We start from the raw sequence: 19,383 nt of genomic DNA, 5'->3' as shown, positions 1-19,383 counted from the left end.
CGTAACGGCTGTCGGCGCGGACATTCCTCGGGCCGCATGATCACGACTCGGTGACCGGGTGCGCGGAGCGTCCGCGGCCCCTGCCGCCGAGGGCTGCCGAGCGGGCCGCCCGGCTCCGGAATCCGTCGGGAACCGCCCCGTGGGGGCGCTCCGGTCAGGGTGTTCCGGGCGCCGAGCTCTTCGTGTCCTGTGCGGGCGCGTTCGAGCCGTCGTCGCCCAGCGCCAGCCAGCCGCCGACGCCGAGGGCGACCACCAGCACCAGCGCCGCGGCGCCCAGCGTCAGACGGCGCTTGCGGACCGCCGCGGACTTGTTGCGGGCCGAGCCGGGGCGGGGCCTGCCCGGAGCGCGCGGGGCCCTGGCCGTACCCCGGGGACCGCCGGAGAGTTCGTCGGGGGCCGGGACACGCATGCTCGTGTGGGTGTCGCGGTTGGAGTCGGTGGACGATCCGGGGACCAGCGGGACCGCGCCGCGGCGGCGGGGCTCCTCGGGCGGGGTGTACTGCTGCTCGTCGTACGTCCGGGGCTCCGGTTCGGCGTCCGGCTCGTCCACGTCGAGCGGCGGGATGCCGGCCAGCTGCGGGAGCTGCTCGCGCAGCCGGGCCGCCAGCTCGGAGGCGCGCAGCCGGGAGGCCGGGGCCTTGGCCAGGCACTGGACCAGGAGCTGCCAGAGCTCCTCGGGGATGCCCGGGAGCGGGACGACCGTCTCCGTGACGTGGCGGCGCAGGACCGCTCCGGGGTGTCCGCCGCCGAAGGGCGTGAAGCCGGCGAGGAGTTCGTACAGGACCGTGGCGAGGGCGTAGATGTCCACAGCGGCACGGGGCGGGAGGCCCTCGACTATCTCGGGGGCCAGATAGTCCGGCGTGCCGATGATCTTGCTGGCCTTGGTGCGGCGCGGGGTGTCGATCAGTTTGGCCACGCCGAAGTCGGTGAGCAGCGCGGGGTGCGAGCCGCCGGGGCCGAGCGGGCCCTCCATGTCGAGCAGGATGTTCTCCGGCTTGACGTCACGGTGGACCACCCCGGCGGCGTGCGCGGCGGCCAGGCCGTCGGCGACGTCCGCGATGATCGCGACGGCGGCCTCGGGTGCGAGGCGGCGTTCACGGTCGAGGCGGGTGCGCAGGTCCGTGCCGCGAACCAGGTTCATGACCAGTGCCAGGTCGTTGCCGTCCACCACGAGGTCGCGGACGGCGACGACATGGGGGTGGTCCAGCCCGAGCAGCGCGGTGCGCTCCTGGACGAAGCGGCCCACGAGCTCCTGGTCGGACGCGAGGTCCTCGCGGAGCAGCTTGATGGCCACCGGGCCCTCGGGCCCCTCGCCGAGCCACACCGTGCCGGCGCTGCCGCGCCCCAGGATCTGGTGGGCGGTGTACCGGCTGCCGATATTCCGTGCCAAGACTGCTCCCTCAGCGGCTGGCGATGGACCGTCGCTCATGACCCCCGGTCGACAAAGTTACGCGTCGATCGGGGTGTTGAGTGCCCGGGATGGCGCCAACCCTCACTTCTGCGGGCGAAATGAGATGGAAACTGGCCCGCAGAAGTCGATTTGGCTACAGAGTTGATGATGCGTCGGCTGCTCAGGAACCGCCGCTGCCGCTGCTCCCGCCACCCAGTTTCGAGACCCAGTCGGTCACGGTGGAGACGGCGTCACTGATCGCCTGCCAGTAGCTCTTGCCCTGGCCGATCCAGTCCTGCAGCGGGGTCAGTTCCCAGATCAGCCAGCCCGCGACGAAGAGCAGGACCAGGGTGAACAGGCAGCCCTTGAGGCAGCCGAGTCCGGGGATCCTCATCGGGTTGGCGCTGCGCTGCCTGGGCTCGCGGGGCTGCCTCGGGGCAGGCTGCTGGGGCGGCGGCTGCTGCGGGGGCGCGTACTGCTGCCGCTGGTACTGCTGTTGGGGCTGGTGCTGCGGCTGGTACTGCTGCCGCCGGGGCTGGGGGTACTGCTGCTGCTGCGGCTGCTGGTACTGCTGCTGCGGCTGCTGTCGTTGCTGCGGCTGGGGCCGCTGGGGACGGCGGCGCAGCGGGTCCTGGTTCGGGTCGAGGTGCTGGACCTGTGTCTGCTCGTTGCGGTCACGGGCCGCCTGGAGCTGGGACTGCCAGGGGTGCGGGTCCTCGGACTGCGGAGCGCCGTCCGGGCGCGGCGGTACGGGCGGCATGACCGAGGTCGGGTCGGCGTGCCCGCCCGAGCCCTGACCGGGGGCGTGCTGCATGACGCTGGTCGCGGCGTTCGGATCGTACGAGCCCGCGTTGCTCGGCAGCACCTGCGTCGGGTCGGCCGCACCGGGCGTCTGCGGAACGGCCGCGGGCGCCGGGTCGGGTGCGAGCAGGGCGCCCACGCCGTCGGCCGCCGCGATCTGAGCGGCACTGGCGTGCACCCCGATGCCAGCCGCGACGGTGCGCAGCGCGCGGGCCAGGTTCTCGGCGCTGGGCCGCTGGTCCGCGTCCTTGCTCAGGCAGCGCTCCATGACCGTCCAGAGGGGCGCCGGGACGGTGGTGGGGCGGCGGGGCTCCTCGCTGAGGTGCTGGTGCAGGACTTCGAGGGCGGTGCCGCCGGAGAACGGCGGGCGGCCGGTGACCAGCTCGTACAGCAGGATGCCGGCGCCGTAGACGTCGACGGCGGAGGTCTGCGGGCGGCCCTCGGCGGACTCGGGTGCCACGTAGGCGGGCGTGCCGACGAACTCATGGGTCCGGGTGAGCCCCGGGGAGTCGGCCAGTCGCGCGATGCCGAAGTCGGTGAGCATCGGGCGCATCCCGCCGTCGCGCTCGTCGAGCAGGACGTTGGCGGGCTTCAGGTCGCGGTGGACGACGCCGTCGGCGTGGCTGGCGGCGAGCGCGTCCGCGATCTGGGCGGTGAGCAGCGCGGCGGCGACCGGGGTGAGCGGGCCGTTCTCGCGCAGGTAGCGGTGCAGGTCGGGGCCGTCGACCAGATCCATGACGAGGGCGAGGAGATCGCCCTCGACGACCAGGTCGCGGGTGCGCACGATGTTCTCGTGGGTGAGCCGGAGCAGCACGGAGCGCTCGCGCAGGAATCGCATCACGACGTCCGCGTCGTTGGCGAGCTCCTCCTTCAGGACCTTGATCGCCACGGTCTCGCCGGGCTGGCCGGCCACGGCCGCCTCGGCGCCTGCGGCCTCCCGCTGGCGGGCACGCCAGACGGTGCCCGTGGCGCCGCGTCCCAGCGGCTCCTCGAGCAGGTACTTGCTGCCTACCGGCCGCACGTCATGCGCTCCCTGCTGATCGTGGTGCTTGCGGTGCTCCCGGATCGGCCCGGGAGTTCCGGCCCACTCTAGGGCCTGTCGTCAAACTGCCGTCGCCGCCCGGAGGGCTGCCGTGCGGCGCCCGGCCCGCACGACGGACGGCGGTCCGTCGGCAGACCCCGGCGCGGGGCGGCCGGCGGGGTCGAGCCGGTCCGCCCGGTGATCGTCGCCGGTGGCACCCACCGGGCCCGGACGTCTCCTGGGGAGATATCGGACCGGACACGGAACAAGACGCTCACATCGGGCCGATGGTTGCCGCACACCCGTACGACGAATCGTTTCGGACACTCTGCCGGAACGGTTCCGCCGCGAAGAACCTTCCAAGCAGGCACTTATGGGCGCACAGCAGACGTTTCAAGATCACTCAGCGGTGACCCCCGGGCGTGTTGTCAGTGGCAGGTGCGAGGATGCCTTCAGCACGGGACTGTGGGGTCGGGAGCCCCGCGGCACGTGACGAACCTGTACCGGACGACGCGTCCGTGTCGGGTGGGGGGAATCACAGGGCTTTTCCCCTGCCCGGCGCCCCGCGCAGAAGGGACCGCTGACGGCGATGCAGATCCGGCTGACCGTCCTCGCGCCGCGCAGCGGCCAGACCCCGGCGCGCGCCTGCGACGTGCTGGTCACCGCCCCGTCGGGGACGGCGCTCGCCACGGTGGCGTCCCCCCTGGCGGCGGCGGTCTCCGGGCCCGACGGCTCGCTCGGCAGCGGTGCGGTGGTGCTGTTCGCCGGGCGTGAGCGGCTGGACGCGCAGCGATGCGCGCTGGGTGAGCCCCCGCTGGTCGACGGAGCGGTGCTCTCGCTCCAGGTCCCGGGCGAGGACGAGGTGGCGGACGACTCCGTCCCGGCGCAGCTGCACGTGGTCGCGGGGCCCGACGCGGGCGGTGTCCATCTGCTGCACGGCGGCCGGGTCCGGATCGGCCGCTCCGCCGACGCGGACGTCCCGCTCGACGACCCCGACGTGTCCCGGCTGCACTGCGCGGTGACGGTCTCGGCGGACGGCCTGGTCTCGGTCGCGGACCTGGGCTCCACCAACGGCACCCTGCTCGACGGCGCGGAGGTCCGCGACCGCCCGGTCCGCCTGGATCCCGGCGCGCTGCTGCGGCTCGGCGAGTCCACGCTCCGGCTGACCTCCGGCGCCCGTACGCCGACGCTGGCGACGGCCCCGGACGGCGAGGGGCATCTTCGGGTGTCCGGCACGGCGGGCACGGCCGGCGCCGATGGCGACCCCGAGGCGTACGGCTCCGGTCACGCGTACGCCCAGTCCGTCTCCCCCGGCTCCGGGCCCGCCCCCCAGGAAGGGACCGACGCCCCTCACGCGTACGGAAGCGGTGACGGCGGGCACACCGACCCCCGCCGCCGGTCCCCCGCCGAGCGCTCCCCCCGGTCCGCGGGCGAGGAGTCGCCCCGGCGGGGCGGGATAGGCGCCTGGGCCCGCAGACTCGCGGGCAACAAGGGCGAGCCGGTCCACGAGGCGACACCCGACGGGACGGGGGAGGCAGGGCCGCCGTATCCGTCCACCGACCCCCTGGCGCCACCGGGGTCCGCCGCGTCGAGCATCTGGCCCGACCCCGCGGCCGTGCTGCTGACCGCGCTCGGCCCCGGCCCGCGGCTCTGGGAGCGCGGCACCGCGCACCCGGAGGCGCTCGTGGTGCGCCTGGGCACGACGGACCGGGCCGGGCTTCCCGCCGTGCCGGTGACCGTCGGGCTGCGGGAGGCCGGTTCCCTCGGGCTCGCCGGGCCGCGGACGCGGCTGGCCGGACTCGCCCGCTCGACGGTGGCGCAGCTCGCCGCACTGCACTCCCCCGCCGATCTGGAGATCGTGCTGATCAGCACGGACCGCGCGCGCGGCACGGACGAGCGCAGGCGCGAGTGGGCCTGGCTGGGCTGGCTGCCCCATCTGCGGCCGATGCACGGCCAGGACTGCCGACTGCTCCTCGCGTACGACCGCGAGCAGGCCGTCGCCCGTACGACGGAGCTGGTGCGTCGGCTGGACGAGGGGCCGCTCGGGCCCGGCTGGGCGAGCCTGGACCGGAGCACGGTCGCCGAGGCCGCCGGGCGGTACACCGGGCCCTACACCGTGGTGATCGTCGACGGCGACCCCGGTTCGGCGGCGCTGCGCGAGACCACCGCCCGGCTGGCCGCCGCGGGCTCGGCCGCCGGAATCCATCTGATCTGTCTGGCGGAGACCCCGGCCGCCACGCCCACCTCACCGGTCGCGGCGACGTACGAGGCCGCCTGCCACGCCTCGATCGCGTTCCGCGAGTGCGGGGCGGTGGCGATGCTGAGCGGCGATGTGGCGACGGCCCTGCGACTGCTGCGTGCCGCGGACGGCCGGGCCGCGGGCCGTGGCACGGTCGCCGCGGTGGACGCGGTGTCGGCGCACTGGGCCGAGCGGTTCGGCCGGGCGCTGGCCCCGCTGCGTGCGGAGGGTTCGGCCACGTCCCACGGCCGGCCCGCGTCGGCCGCACTCCCGCCGACCGCCCGGCTGCTGGACGAGCTGGGCCTGGCGCGCGCCACCCCGGCCTCCCTGATGGCCCGCTGGGCCTCCACCGCGGACGACCAGCCCGGCGCCACGGTCCGCGGTTCGGGCCGCTGGACGGGCGGGCCGGGAGGTGCGGCCGGTGGCGGTACGGACGCGGACGCCCGCGGTTCGGGCCGTACGGAGCACCCGCGCGGCGCGACCCCCCGCGTGGGCGCCCAGCGCTCGGCGCCGGACGGTGTGGGCGGATACGGCCCCGGTTCGGGCCGCACCCCGTATCCCGGCAGCGACACCGCCACGCACGTCGGCACACCGGGCCACGGCCTGGCGCGCGACGACACCCACGACACCCGTGGCTCCGGGCGCGCCCCGTACCCCGGCACCGCCGCCCCCCGGGTCGGCGGCGGCCACTACGGCGGACCGCCCGGGGACACTCCGGGCTCCCGCACCGTTGCCGGGTCGGATTTCCGTGGCGGTGGAGATGCCCAGAGGGCCGACGGCCCCCGTTCCGCCGGGTCCGCGCACACCCCGAACCGGGTGAGCGGACCGCGCGGCGGCGACACGCCCCGGATCGCGGCGCGGACCGCCGAGGGTGCGGCGTCGGCCGGACGTGCCGCCGTGGCCGCGGACACCGGCACGGGCACGCCCGCCGCCGCCCCCGCCGGAGGCACCGCCGCCGTGGCCGCCGGGCGGCCGTTCGTGGTGCTCGGGGCCGGTCCCCGGGGCCCGGTCGGTGTGGACCTCGCGGAGGAGGGCCCCCATCTCCTCATCGAGGGGCCGCCCGGCAGCGGACGTACGGAGCTGTTGCGGGCCGTCGCCGCCTCACTGGCCGCGGCCGCCCGCCCCGACCTGCTGGGCATACTGCTGGTCGACGGCGCCGGGGGCGAGCGCGGCGAGAGCCTCGGCCCGTGCGCCGAACTCCCGCACGCGTTCGCCCACCTCGTGGCCTCCGATCCGGTGCGGATGCGCGAGTTCGCGCAGGCGCTGGGCGGTGAGCTGAAGCGGCGGGCCGAACTGCTCGGCTCGTACGACTTCACCGAGTGGCACCATCGGCACGAGGTGGCGCAGCGGATGGTCGGTCAGCGTCCGCCGACGGCCGCTGAGCAGCGGGGCGACGTGGACTCGGCGATGAGCGGGACGCTCCGGCTGCGGCCCGCGGCGACGCCGTCCGTGGCACCCGGGCCTTCCCCGCTGCCCCGGCTCGTCGTCCTGGTCGACGACTTCGACGCGCTGGTCGCCCCGGCGCTCGGCAGTCCCGGCCGCCCGGCCGCCGGTTCGGTCGTGCGGGCCCTGGAGGCCGTGGCCCGGGAGGGCGGCCGGCTCGGCGTCCACCTGGTCGCGACATCCGCCCGCCCGGACCGTACGGAGGACACGGACCTGACCCACGGGGCCCGGCTGCGCATCGTGCTGGACGCGCCGGTCGTCCCGCCCTCGCCGGAGGACCCGGCGCCCGGCCGTGGCCGCCTCGGTCATCCGGACGGGCGGGTGACGCCGTTCCAGGGCGGCCGGGTGACGGGACGCATTCCGCGTACGGCGACGCTGCGCCCCACCGTCGTGCCGCTGGAGTGGGAGCGGATGGGCGATCCGCCCACCCGGCGCCCGGTCCGGGAGCTGGGCAACGGCCCGACGGACCTGGCGCTGCTCGCCAGTGCGCTGGAGCGGGCGGCCCGGTCCGTCGACGCGGAGCCGATAGCCCCGTTCGGGCCCGTCCGCTCCTGAGGTCCGCCTGGTCCGTACATGCAATGACATGACGTCACGAGCCCATTACGATCATGGAGTTGACGCAGGGAGCGGTATTGCGGCCCCCGTGCACCGGGCGTAGGACTGTGCGCACACGACGATGTGAGAGACGGGGAAGCTATGCGCACAACCCTTCGGATCAGCAGGGCCGCCGTGGTGTTCAGCGCCATCGGCGCACTGGCCCTCACCGGTTGCAGCGACGACGGTGGCAGCGGAAAGGGCAAGCCGGAAAAGAGCTCCGGGAACGGCAAGGGGGGCTCGTCGAGCGTCGCCCTGCCGAAACTGGACGGCGAGAAGCTCTCGGTCGCGGCGGTCTGGACCGGAGCCGAGCAGGCCAACTTCGTCAAGGTCCTCAAGGAGTTCGAGAACCGCACGGGGGCGACGGTCACCTTCGTCCCGGCCCAGGACCCGATCGTCAACTTCCTCGGTACGAAGATCGCCGGAGGTCAGCCGCCGGACGTCGCGATGATCCCGCAGGTCGGCGCGATCCAGCAGGCCGCGCAGAAGAAGTGGGCCAAGCCGGTCGGCCCCGAGGCCAAGGCCCAGCTGGACAAGAACTACTCGAAGGTCTGGCAGGACCTCGGCACGGTGGACGGCACCCGGTACGGCGTCTACTTCAAGGCCGCCAACAAGTCCCTGATCTGGTACAACGCCAAGGCGTTCGAAAACGCGGGCGCGTCCGAGCCGAAGACCTGGAAGGACTTCCTGGCGACGGCCGAGACGGTCTCCGCCTCGGGTGTCACCCCGGTCTCGGTCGGTGGCGCGGACGGCTGGACCCTCACCGACTGGTTCGAGAACATCTATCTCTCCCAGGCGGGCCCGGAGAAGTACGACCAGCTGGCCCAGCACAAGATCAAGTGGACGGACCCCTCCGTCAAGGACGCGCTGACCACGCTCGCGCAGCTCTTCGGCAAGCCGTCACTGATCGCGGGCGGCGCCGACGGTGCGCTGCAGACGGAGTTCCCGGCCTCGGTCACCCAGACCTTCACCGGCGGAGACCAGCCGAAGGCCGCGATGGTCTACGAGGGCGACTTCGTGGCCGTCAACATCGCGCAGACGAAGGCGAAGATCGGGACGGACGCCAAGGTGTTCCCGTTCCCGGCGGTCGGCGCCGAGTCCCCCGTCGTGACGGGCGGCGACGCGGCGGTGGCCCTGAAGGACGGCAAGGGCGCCCAGGCCCTGCTGACCTGGCTGGCCTCGACCGACGCGGCGAGGATCATGGCCGAACAGGGCGGGTTCATCTCCCCGAACAAGGCCCTGGACGCCGCCGCGTATCCGAACGAGGTGCAGCGCACGATGGCGAAGGCGCTGATCTCGGCGGGTGACGCGGTCCGGTTCGACATGTCCGACCAGGCCCCGCAGTCCTTCGGCGGGACGCCCGGGAAGGGCGAGTGGAAGACCCTCCAGGACTTCCTGAAGAACCCGAAGGACATCGCGGGGACCCAGGCGAAGCTGGAGTCCGACGCGGCCAAGGCGTACAAGAGCTGACGGGATGACGACAGCCGCAGCGGGGGGCGCCGACGCGGTGCCCCCCGCCGACAAGCAACCCTCCGGACAGCCGTCGGTACCCGCGCCCAGGAGGCCGTCCGATGCCCCGGCCGGTGGCCCGGGGCGCGGACGCAGGAGTGTGACCGGCACCCGCCGGATCATCGCCGCGCTCTTCCTGGCGCCCGCGCTGGTACTGCTCGGCGCGCTCGTGGTCTATCCGATCGTGTACTCCGTGTACCGGTCGTTCTTCGACCAGGCGGGCACGGGCTTCGCCGGATTCGACAACTACAAGGCGCTGTTCACCGACGACACCATCCGTACGGCGATCAAGAACAACGCGATCTGGGTCGTGTTCGCGCCGACGGTCTCCACGGCCCTCGGGCTGATCTTCGCGGTGCTGACGGAACGGATCCGCTGGGGTACGGCGTTCAAACTGGTCGTCTTCATGCCGATGGCGATCTCCATGCTCGCCGCCGGCATCATCTTCCGGCTGGTGTACGACCAGGCCCCGGAGCGCGGGGTCGCCAACGCCGTATGGGTGGGTGTGCACGACACGTTCGCCGAGTCGGCGAGCTATCCGAAGGCACATCCGCTGCCCGTCCATCCGCTCAAGGCGGGCGGCGGCGGCTCGTTCGTCACCAAGGCGCCGGTACGGGCCGGACAGCCGGTCCAACTGCCGCTGGTCGGTGTGGCTCCGGCGACGATGCCGACGGACGCGAAGCCGGCGAAGGCCGCCGCGGCGGAGTCCGGGAAGATCACCGGCACCGCGTGGCTCGACTTCACCAAGGGCGGCGGCGGCAGACCGAATGTCATCGACGCCGAGGAGCTGGGGCTCAAGGGCATCGAGGTCGAGGCGGTCAAGGACGGCAAGGTGGTCGCCTCGGCGACCGCGGGCGCGGACGGCAGGTTCACCCTGCCCGCCTCGGCCGACGGCGCCGAACTCCGGTTGCCCGCGTCGAACTTCAATGAGCCGTACAACGGGGTCGAGTGGCTCGGCCCGACGCTCGTCACACCGGCGATCATCGGCTCCTACGTCTGGATGTGGGCCGGGTTCGCGATGGTGCTGATCGCCGCGGGGCTGGCCGGTCTGCCGCGTGAACTCCTCGAAGCGGCCCGGGTGGACGGCGCGAACGAGTGGCAGGTGTTCCGCCGGATCACGGTGCCGATGCTCGCGCCCGTTCTCTCGGTGGTGCTGGTCACGCTGATGATCAACGTCCTGAAGGTCTTCGACCTGGTCTTCATCATCTCACCGGGCTCCTCGCTGGCCGACGCGAACGTGCTGGCGCTCCAGCTCTACCGCTCCTCGTTCGGCACGGACGCCGACCTCGGGATCGGCAGCGCCATCGCCGTACTCCTGCTGCTGCTGGTACTCCCGGTGATGTACGTCAACATCCGCCGGATCCGGAAGGAGGGGCGCCGATGACGACAGCCTCGGCCACGACCGCGAGCACGACGGCCGGTACCGCACCGGTGAAGGCCGAGCGGTCCCTCGGAGCGCGCATCGCCGCCCGCGCCGGCGGCGGCGTGATGCGGGTCTTCCTCATCCTGGTGGGCCTGTTCTGGCTGATGCCGACCGTCGGGCTGCTGCTCTCCTCGCTGCGCGGCGCGGACGACATCGCGTCGAGCGGCTGGTGGAAGATCTTCACGGCCCCCTCCCAGCTCACCTTCGACAACTACTCCCGACTGCTCGACAATTCGACCATCACCCACTCCCTCCTCAGCACGGTCATGATCACCGTCCCGGCGACCGTCCTGGTCGTCGTGATCGGTTCACTGGCCGGATACGCCTTCGCCTGGATGGACTTCCCCGGTCGCGACTGGTGGTTCCTGGTGGTCGTGGCGCTGTTGGTGGTGCCGGTCCAGGTGGCTCTGGTCCCGGTGTCCAAGCTCTTCGGCGCGGTCGGGATCTTCGAGACGACCTTCGGCGTGGTCATCTTCCACACGGCCTTCGGTCTGCCCTTCGCGATCTTCCTGCTGCGGAACTTCTTCGCGGAGATCCCGAGGGAACTGCTGGAGGCGGCACGGCTCGACGGAGCGGGCGAGATCCGGCTCTTCACCCGGGTCGTGATGCCGCTCGGCGGTCCGGCGATCGCCTCTCTGGGGATCTTCCAGTTCCTCTGGGTGTGGAACGACATGCTGGTCGCGCTGATCTTCGCGGACTCCGGCTCCCCGCCGATCACCGTGGCCCTGCAGCAGCAGGTGCGGCAGTTCGGCAACAACATCGATGTGCTGGCGCCCGGCGCCTTCGTGTCGATGGTGATTCCGCTGGCGGTCTTCTTCGCCTTCCAGCGCCAGTTCGTCTCCGGCGTGATGGCGGGCGCGGTGAAGTAGTACGCCGCACAGTCGTACGTCAACACGGGGTGGTCCTGTTCACCGCAACAGGGCCACCCCACCTGCACTTTCACAGGTTTGCCACGTTTTGACGTAACTCCGTCACTCCATCGGCCGTTTGCGGACCGCCCGCCCGCGCTGCGAACGACCCATGGATGTGTTGTGCCCCGGTTCAGTGTCATCGTGCCCGCGTACCGGGTTCAGGCGTATCTGCACGAGAGCCTGGACTCGGTGCTGACCCAGTCGTTCGAGGACTTCGAGCTCATCGCGGTGGACGACTGCTCACCCGATGCCTGTGGCGCCGTCATCGACGAGTTCGCGGCCCGCGACGGCCGGGTGCGGGCCCTGCACCTGCCGGAGAACGTGGGCCTGGGCCGGGCCCGGAACGCCGGGATCGCGCAGGCCACCGGCGACTACCTGATCTTCCTGGACAGCGACGACACCCTCGCCCCCGGCGCACTGCGGGCCGTCGCCGACCGGATCGAGGAGACCGGGGAACCCGACGTCGTGGTCTACGACTACGCCCGTACGTACTGGACGGGCGAGAGCGTGCGCAACACCTTCGCCGAGCACCTCTCCCAGACCGGCCCCGCCACCTTCACGCTCGCCGACCGGCCGGGGCTGCTGAAGGTCCTGATGGTCGTCTGGAACAAGGCGTACCGCCGCGAGTTCGTCGAGGCCGGGAAGTTCGCCTTCCCGTCCGGTTACTACGAGGACACGCCCTGGACCTACCCGGTGCTGATGGCCGCCCGCTCGATCGCGGTACTCGACCGGGTGTGCGTCGGCTACCGGCAGCGGCGCCAGGGCAACATCCTGGCCACCACCAGCCGCAAGCACTTCGACATCTTCGAACAGTACGACCGGGTCTTCGCGTTCATCGACTCCCACCCCCGGCTCGCGCCCTGGCGGCCGGTGATCCACCGCAGGATGCTCGACCACTTCTGCACGGTGTTCACCACCCGGGGCAGGCTGCCGCGCGGCAGCCATGCCGAGTTCTTCCGCCGTGCCCGCGCCCACTGCGGCCGCTACCGCACCCCCGGCGCCCCCGCCCCGCACCGCGCCCGGCTGCGCCACGGCCTGATCCGGCTGGGCGCGCGCCGTACCTACCGCGCGCTGTGGGCGGCGCAGCTGCTGCACAGACGGCTGCGGAGGGGCACCGCGGCCGTCCGCCGGGTACTGCGGGCCGCCGCCCTCCAGGCGTACTACCGCGTCCAGTTGTGGCTGCCCGTCCAGAGGGACCGGGCGGTGTTCGCCGCGTACTGGCACCGCGGCTACACCTGCAGCCCGGCGGCGATCGAGGCGAAGGCCCGCGAGCTGGTCCCCGGCCTGCGGACCGCCTGGATCTGCCGCCCCGAGGACGCGCACACCGTGCCCACCGGGACGCGCAGCATCACCCCCGGGACGTACGGGTACTGGCGGGCGCTGGCCCGCTCCGGCTATCTGGTGAACAACGTCAACTTCGACCGGCGGCTGGTCAAGCGGCGCGGCCAGGTGCTGCTCCAGACCCACCACGGCACCCCGCTCAAGACCATGGGACTGGACCTTCAGAACCGGCCGGCGGCCGCCCGCGGGACCGATTTCGGGCAGTTGCTCGCCAATGTCGACAAGTGGGACTTCTCCCTCTCCGCGAACCGGCACTCCACCCTCGTCTGGGAGAAGGCCTATCCGTCGGCCTCCGCGAGCTGCGCGACGCTGGAGTACGGCTCTCCGCGCAATGACATCTACCAGCGGGCCTCCGCCGACGACGTGGCGCGGCTGCGCGAGTCGATCGGTGTCCCCGAGGGCACCCTGGCCCTGCTGTACGCGCCCACGCACCGCGACTACCGGCGCGATCAGCACTCCGTGCTCGATCTGGCACGCGTGGCGCGGGCCCTCGGTCCGGGCTTCGTGATCCTGGCGCGCGCCCACTACTCGTACGGGGCCCAGTCGGTCCGCGAGCCGCATCCGCGGGTCGTCGACGTCAGCGGCCACCCGTCCGTCGAGGCCCTCGCGCTCGCCTCCGACGCGCTGATCACGGACTACTCGTCGCTGATGTTCGACTACGCCAATCTGGACCGGCCCGTCGTCATCCACTGCGGCGACCGCGAGGCGTACGAAGCGGCCCGCGGCACCTACTTCGACCTGCACTCCTGCCCGCCCGGCGCGATCGCGTACAGCGAGGCCGAGCTGCTGGACGTCTTCACGACCGGCCACTGGTGCGGCACCCGCTCCGCCCAGCGGCGCGAGGCGTTCCGGGAGCGCTTCTGTCCGTACGACGACGGGTACGCGGCGGAGCGGGTGGTACGCCGGGTGTTCCTGGGCGAGACGGCCGTGCATCCGCCGGTGATCCCTCCGGCGCTGCGGCGGCCCGCACCGGCGGCGGGCGACCCGGCACGGGTCCCGGTCCCCGCCCGCGCCGCGCTCCCCGGGGACCGGCAGGCCTCCACGGGCCTCGGTCTCGCCGGGGCACGGCCCACCAACCTCCCCTGACCGCGCTCCTCCCCGTACCCCCCTGCCCGCCCCGAGAACCGAGCCCGAGAAAGAGCCCGCATGCCCCGGCTGAGTGTCGTCATCCCCGTCCGCCGCGCCCGAGGGCAGCTGCGCGAGTGCCTGGAATCGGTGCTCACCCAGTCGTTCACGGACATCGAGGTGGTCGGGGTCGACGACGGCGCGCCGGACGGATCGGGGCTGCTGTTCGACGAGTTCGCCGCACGGGACCGCCGGGTGCAGGCCGTCCATCTGCCGTCGGGGGCCGGCCAGGGCGGGCGGCGCAACGCCGGGGTCGAGCGGGCCGTCGGCGACTATCTCCTGTTCCTGGAGGGCAACTTCGTCCTGCTGCCGGGCGCCCTGCGGGCCGTCGCAGACCGGCTGGAGGCCTGTGGTGACCCCGAACTGCTGCTGTTCGGCCATCACCGGCGGCCGTTCCGGGGCCGCCCCCGGCCGACCCGGTCACTGGAGCTGCTCCGCACGCTGCCCGAGGACCGGCTCACCCTCGCCGGGCATCCCGATCTCCTGGACATCGCACCGGTCTCCTGGAACCGCGCCGTGCGCCGCACTCTTCACGAGGGCGAGAAGCTGGTCTTCGGACCGGGGCGGCACGGGGAGCGGATGTACGCGGTCCAGACCCTCGCCGCGGCCGGATCCGTCGCCGTGCTCCCCATCGCGTGCGTCGAGCACCGCGGCCTGCGCGGTCTGCCCGTCGAGGCCGACGGGCCCGAACCGGCGGACGGCACCGCACCGCACCGGCTCGTCGACGCGTACGCCGGTCTGATGGAGTTCGTCCGGGACCGGCCGCCACTGCGTCCCGTACGGGCCCTGCTCTTCGACCGGGCGGCCTCGGAGCTCCTCGCCGGGTACCTGTCGGTGACCCGGCGACGCAGGCGCTACGTGCGGTCCGTGGCGGCCTTCCACCGGGCGCACCGGCCCGAGGAGCACCGCTTCCCGGATGGTGCCAAGGGGCTGCGGCCGAGACTGATGGGCGACGGCCGGTACGTCGCGCTCGCTGCCCTCGACACGGTCCTGGCCCTGCGCCGGAGCCTGCGGGCCGCCCCCGGTGCGGTCCGGGCACGGGCCAGGCGCACCCTGTCCACGCGTTACTACTGGTGGCAGCGGAGGCTTCCGCTGGACCCCGGGCTCGCCGTCTACGCCGCGTACTGGAATCGCGGGGTGAGCTGCAATCCGGAGGCCGTCTTCCGCAAGGCCCGGGAGCTGGCCCCGCAGGTGCGCGGGGTGTGGGTGGTGGCGAGGAACCACGTCGACTCGTTGCCCGGGGGCATCGACCACGTGGTGCCGGGAACCCGCCGCTACTGGCAGGTGATGGCCCGTGCCACGTACTTCTTCAACAACGTCAACTTCCCCGATCACCTGGTCAAGCGGCCCGGACAGATCCATGTGATGACCCATCACGGCACGCCGCTGAAGATCATGGGGCTCGACCAGCAGGACTATCCGGCGGCGGCCCAGGGGCTGAACTTCGACCGGCTGCTCCAGCGCGTCGACCGGTGGGACTGGAGCGTCTCGGCCAATCCCCACTCCACCGAGGTGTGGGCCCGCGCCTACCCGGGCGCCGCGCGGTCCCTCGAAGCGGGGTATCCGCGCAACGACGTCTTCGCGACGGCGACGGACGAGCGGATCGCGGAGATCCGCGCGGGGCTCGGCATCCGTCCCGGGCAACGGGCCGTGCTGTACGCGCCGACGCACCGCGACTACGAGGCGGCGTTCACCAGCCGGCTGGATCTGGCCCGGCTCTGCGAGGCGCTCGGCCCGGACACCGTGGTGATGGTCCGCGCCCACTACTTCTACGAGGGTGCCGGGCTGCCGGAGCACCCCTCGCTCCTCGATGTCTGCGACCATCCGCGGATCGAGGAGCTGTGCCTGGCGGCGGACGCGCTGGTGACGGACTACTCGTCGGTCATGTTCGACTACGCCCATCTGGACCGTCCGATCGTGGTGCACGCCCCCGACTGGGAGACGTACCGCACGGTCCGGGGGGTCTGCTTCGATCTGCTGTCCGGAAGACCCGGCGACACCCCGGGGGCGGTCTCCACCGGCACCGAGGAGCTGGCCCGGATCCTCCTCGACGGCAGCTGGCGGAGTCCGGCGAACGAGGCGCGGCGGGCCGCGTTCCGGGCCCGGTTCTGCCCGTACGACGACGGGCGCGCCGCGGAACGGGTGGTACGGCAGGTGCTGCTGGGGGAAGCGGCGCCGGTCGGCGGACGGGCCTGAGGACGAGGTCCGTCCGCCGACGCGGTCTCAGCGTTGCTGGCCCGCCATCACCGTGACGAGCCCGACGACCACGAGCAGCGAGCCGGCCCAGGTCCACATCGAGGTCCGTTCGTGCAGCACGGTCGCGCCGGCCAGCACGATCAGCAGATACCCGAGAGCGTTGAACGGGTAGGCGATGGACAGCGGCACCTTGGCCAGGGTGGTCATCCAGGCGAGCGCCGACACCGCGAAGACCACCAGGCCGAGGACGACCCAGGGGCTGGTCGCGGCACGCAGGACGACGGATCCCCCGCCCTGCGCGGCGGCGGCCGCGGCGCCCTTCATCCCGTGCTTGAGCATGATCTGGCCGCCCGCCGACGAGAACACGGCGAACAGCAGCAGCATCAGACTGGGAAGGGTCAAGACCTTGCTCCTGACTGCGACGACCGGGGTCGCGGACGAAGGTGCGGGGGCGGGACGGAGGACGTCGGCCTCAGACGCCGACCCGGTCGGCATGGACGTACTGTCGGTCGAGGATGTCCTGTACATCGACGTGCTCTCCAGCGATGATCGTCTCGGCCGCGTGCGGGGTGAGCAGTGCGACGTGCTGATAGCCGAACAGCGTCGGCCGGATCCGGGTGAGCAGTTTCGACACCCCGCCGAGGACCGCGGGAAGCGGTCCACCGCCGAGCAGTGCCCAGAACGGGGCCCCGGTGGAGGCGACATGGAGGACGTCGTAGCCCGCGGCCCTGACCGTGCGGCGCAGACTGGCCCGGGTGAAGAAGCGCAGATGCGTTTCGTCGAGGATGCCGCGCCGGTCGTAGTCGAAGACCCCGAGCGCCACCCGCAGCCTTGAGTACCAGTGGCTGAAGTTCGGTACGGAGAGCAGCACATGGCCGCCCGGCCGCAGCACGGTGGCGACCTCGGCGAGCACCCGCTCGGGGCGGGAGAGGTGCTCGATGACGTCGCCGGCGACCACGTAGTCGAAGTCGGCGCCGATCCCCGCGGGCAGGCCCTCCTCCAGGTCGGCGAGGTGGAAGTGGGTGCATTTCTCGCGTACGCCGGGGACCTCGACGTAGTCCACGCCCGTCACCTCGTGGCCGAGGGCTTCGAGGCGCTGTGCGAACAGGCCGCCGGAGCAGCCGAGATCGAGGACCCGGCCGGGCGGGAGGCTGCGCATCTTCTCCAGGATGACCGCGTGCGAGGAACCGTCGCCCTCCTTGAACGCGTACTCGACGGGCTTGGGGATCCAGGCGCAGGTGCCGAATCCCTTGACGGCGAGCCGGTATTCGAGGACGTCCTTGACCACGTCCTTCGCGTACTTCATGCCGTTGACGTAGCAGATCTCGTCGCCGTAGTAGGTGGGGACGGGGATCTCCTTGATCCGCATTCCCTCGTTGAGCAGCTGGACGATGATCTGGGTGTCGAAGTCGAAGGCGTCGGTGTTCCGGTGGATCGGCAGCTTCTTGAGTGCCGCGACGCTGTAGGCGCGGTACCCGGAGTGGAATTCGGTGAGCTGCGAGCCGAGGAGGGCGTTCTCCAAACGGGTGAGAATGCGGTTGCCGAGCCATTTGTACATCGGCATGCCGCCCTTGAGAGCGGATCCGGATTTCATCATCCGGGAGCCGAACACGGCTTCGCATTCGCCGCGTTCGATGGGTGCGACCATGTCGGGCAGGAATTCCGGCGCGTACTGCCCGTCGCCGTGCAGCAGCACGATGATGTCGAGCCCGTGTTCGGCGGCCAGCGCGTATCCGGCCTTCTGGTTTCCGCCGTATCCGAGATTCTTGGTGTGCCGCATCACCACGGTCCGCGGCATTCCCTCCGTCTGCGACCAGCGGCAGCCCGCGGTGAAGGTCGCGTCATGGCTCGCGTCGTCGAGGATGAGGACCTCGGCGACCTTGGACCGGAAGTCCTCCGGAATGCGGTCGAGGGTCCTCTCCAGCGTCGTCTCGGCGTTGTACGCGACCACCAGGATGCCGATCCTGGGGCTCGGGCTTTCCTTCACGGGGCGTTCTCCAGTTGTGCTCGGTGCTCGGTGCTCGGAGGGGGAGACGGTCAGTTGACGGTGGAACCGGTGGGCCGCGAGGTGCGGGGAGCCATGACCGCGGCCCGCCCGGCGGTGGGCGGCACGGTCGGCGGTGCGGCGAGGATCTTGCGGATTCCGCTGACGAGGCCGACGGCAAGGACGAACCAGCCGGCCTCGCCGAAGTGCAGCACCGTTTCGCTCCAGCGCACGGCGGAGCGCCCCTGGTAGCCGAGGACCGCGGTCACGCCGAGCAGACAGCTGTACGCGGCGCCCTCCCAGAACCCGACGACGAACAGCCCGGCGGCGGCCCAGGTCAGGTACTGCAGGGCCGAAGCGGTGGAGAGCAGCAGCAGGAGGCCCATCGTGACGCCGACGACCACGGGCAGTTGCGCGGGACGCAGCCGGGCGAGCCAGACCCCGGCCGCCGCACAGGCCAGCACGAAGAGGAAGTGGCCCTCGCCCTGGACGAAGGCGATGAACGACTGGGGCAGTCCGAGCACATCGGCGAACCGGACGATGCCCCAGAGGCGGTAGCTGCCGCCCGCGTACTCCAGGACGTTCTCCTTGAGGTTCTCCGGCACGGTCAGCAGGACCGGCCCCCAGACGAGGGCGATCAGGGCGGCGAACCCGGCGGTGAAGCGGATGAGCACCGGCCGGCCGGCCCGCAGCGCGACGACGAACAGCGCCGGGATCACCACCACCGGGATGAACTTCACGCTGATCGAGAGCGCGGCGCTCACCCCGGCGGCCAGCGGGGACTTCCGGTCCACGAGCAGATGGGCGGCGGCCAGGGCGAAGGTGATGGCCACCGCGTCGGTGTTGCCGTGATAGCCGGAGGTGGCGATCAGTACGGGACTGAGCGCCACGCCCACCCCGCAGGCGACCGCCAGGCCGACGGAGCCACGCCGGCGCATGATTTCGAACACGACGAGCGCGCAGAAGAAGTCGGCGATCGAGGCAGGTGATCTGATCAGCGTTCCGAACGGGATTCCGAGTTCGGAGAGGTCGTTCAGACCGAGAAGCATCCAGCCGGCCAGTGGCGGATGATTGTAGACGGGCAGCCCCGGCAGCGGCTGTTCGTAAATCCGAATGGGGCCGTATCGCACGACGGCCTTGGCGAAACCGTGAAAAATTCGCACGTCGGCCGGGCCCGGCATGTTCGCCGCGATCAGCATTCGGGTGAGGAGACCGACGGCCGCGGCGGTGAGCACCACCGCTCTTGCCCGCCGCACGCCCCAGGTTTCGCACCTCATTCGGATACCCATGAAAGCAGAACGTAGCAACCCGAAGGCGCCGGACAACGCACCGATAACCACACTTATATGGATCGCGACTTCCATGCCCTGGGCATCTGCGCAAACGTCCGAATTCATGAATCACTC

Annotated in this window: 11 protein-coding genes; 6 read left to right on the top strand and 5 right to left on the bottom strand. The window is 72.1% G+C overall.

Annotation, left to right across the window (positions count from 1 at the left end; all coding sequences use genetic code 11):
• Positions 1-154: 154 nt before the first annotated feature.
• Complete coding sequence (locus ACIOHC_RS00205; protein WP_351073553.1) at positions 155-1,390, bottom strand: serine/threonine-protein kinase; 1,236 nt, start codon at positions 1,388-1,390, stop codon at positions 155-157.
• 181 nt (positions 1,391-1,571) lie between these two features.
• On the bottom strand, positions 1,572-3,212 hold the full coding sequence (locus tag ACIOHC_RS00200) for a serine/threonine-protein kinase (RefSeq protein ID WP_401840729.1): 1,641 nt from the start codon (positions 3,210-3,212) through the stop codon (positions 1,572-1,574).
• A 589-nt stretch (positions 3,213-3,801) separates the two neighbouring features.
• Here ACIOHC_RS00200 and ACIOHC_RS00195 point away from each other — a divergent pair.
• The 6 genes from ACIOHC_RS00195 (at position 3,802) to ACIOHC_RS00170 (ending at position 15,993) form a co-directional block, all read left to right on the top strand.
• Complete coding sequence (locus ACIOHC_RS00195) at positions 3,802-7,449, top strand: FHA domain-containing protein (protein ID WP_351073557.1); 3,648 nt, start codon at positions 3,802-3,804, stop codon at positions 7,447-7,449.
• 141 nt (positions 7,450-7,590) lie between these two features.
• Positions 7,591-8,958: an ABC transporter substrate-binding protein gene (locus ACIOHC_RS00190; protein WP_389638405.1), complete on the top strand. Its 1,368-nt coding sequence runs from the start codon at positions 7,591-7,593 to the stop codon at positions 8,956-8,958.
• Positions 8,959-8,962: 4 nt separating this feature from the next.
• Positions 8,963-10,381, top strand: a complete 1,419-nt coding sequence (locus ACIOHC_RS00185) for a carbohydrate ABC transporter permease (protein ID WP_401840726.1) — start codon at positions 8,963-8,965, stop codon at positions 10,379-10,381.
• The gene (locus ACIOHC_RS00180) at positions 10,378-11,289 is read left to right on the top strand and encodes a carbohydrate ABC transporter permease (RefSeq protein ID WP_365689111.1); all 912 of its coding nucleotides are present in this window, start codon (positions 10,378-10,380) and stop codon (positions 11,287-11,289) included. The genes ACIOHC_RS00185 and ACIOHC_RS00180 overlap by 4 nt, the downstream gene beginning before the upstream one ends.
• A gap of 162 nt (positions 11,290-11,451) precedes the next feature.
• On the top strand, positions 11,452-13,758 hold the full coding sequence (locus ACIOHC_RS00175; protein ID WP_401840724.1) for a CDP-glycerol glycerophosphotransferase family protein: 2,307 nt from the start codon (positions 11,452-11,454) through the stop codon (positions 13,756-13,758).
• Between the two features lie 60 nt (positions 13,759-13,818).
• A complete protein-coding gene (locus ACIOHC_RS00170; RefSeq protein WP_351073567.1) occupies positions 13,819-15,993 on the top strand; it encodes a bifunctional glycosyltransferase family 2 protein/CDP-glycerol:glycerophosphate glycerophosphotransferase in 2,175 nt (724 codons plus the stop codon).
• 27 nt (positions 15,994-16,020) lie between these two features.
• Here ACIOHC_RS00170 and ACIOHC_RS00165 read toward each other — a convergent pair whose 3' ends face one another.
• The 3 genes from ACIOHC_RS00165 to ACIOHC_RS00155 all read right to left on the bottom strand — a co-directional run bounded on the left by ACIOHC_RS00165 (position 16,021) and on the right by ACIOHC_RS00155 (position 19,233).
• Positions 16,021-16,395, bottom strand: a complete 375-nt coding sequence (locus ACIOHC_RS00165) for a hypothetical protein (protein WP_351073569.1) — start codon at positions 16,393-16,395, stop codon at positions 16,021-16,023.
• A gap of 70 nt (positions 16,396-16,465) precedes the next feature.
• Positions 16,466-17,980, bottom strand: a complete 1,515-nt coding sequence (locus tag ACIOHC_RS00160) for a bifunctional glycosyltransferase/class I SAM-dependent methyltransferase (protein ID WP_351073571.1) — start codon at positions 17,978-17,980, stop codon at positions 16,466-16,468.
• Positions 17,981-18,030: 50 nt separating this feature from the next.
• Complete coding sequence (locus ACIOHC_RS00155) at positions 18,031-19,233, bottom strand: hypothetical protein (protein ID WP_351073573.1); 1,203 nt, start codon at positions 19,231-19,233, stop codon at positions 18,031-18,033.
• Between the last annotated feature and the right edge of the window lie 150 nt (positions 19,234-19,383).

This window comes from Streptomyces sp. NPDC088252 (genome assembly GCF_044740965.1).
Taxonomy (GTDB): Bacteria; Actinomycetota; Actinomycetes; order Streptomycetales; family Streptomycetaceae; genus Streptomyces.
The sequence above is the reverse complement of the archived record's forward strand: the minus strand, read 5'-3'. Positions and strand labels throughout refer to the sequence as shown.

Coding starts and splice junctions, on each gene's coding strand:
- ACIOHC_RS00195 (WP_351073557.1), top strand. CDS start 3,802: ATGCAGATCCGGCTGACCGTCCTCGCGCCGCGCAGCGGCCAGACCCCG.
- ACIOHC_RS00190 (WP_389638405.1), top strand. CDS start 7,591: ATGCGCACAACCCTTCGGATCAGCAGGGCCGCCGTGGTGTTCAGCGCC.
- ACIOHC_RS00185 (WP_401840726.1), top strand. CDS start 8,963: ATGACGACAGCCGCAGCGGGGGGCGCCGACGCGGTGCCCCCCGCCGAC.
- ACIOHC_RS00180 (WP_365689111.1), top strand. CDS start 10,378: ATGACGACAGCCTCGGCCACGACCGCGAGCACGACGGCCGGTACCGCA.
- ACIOHC_RS00170 (WP_351073567.1), top strand. CDS start 13,819: ATGCCCCGGCTGAGTGTCGTCATCCCCGTCCGCCGCGCCCGAGGGCAG.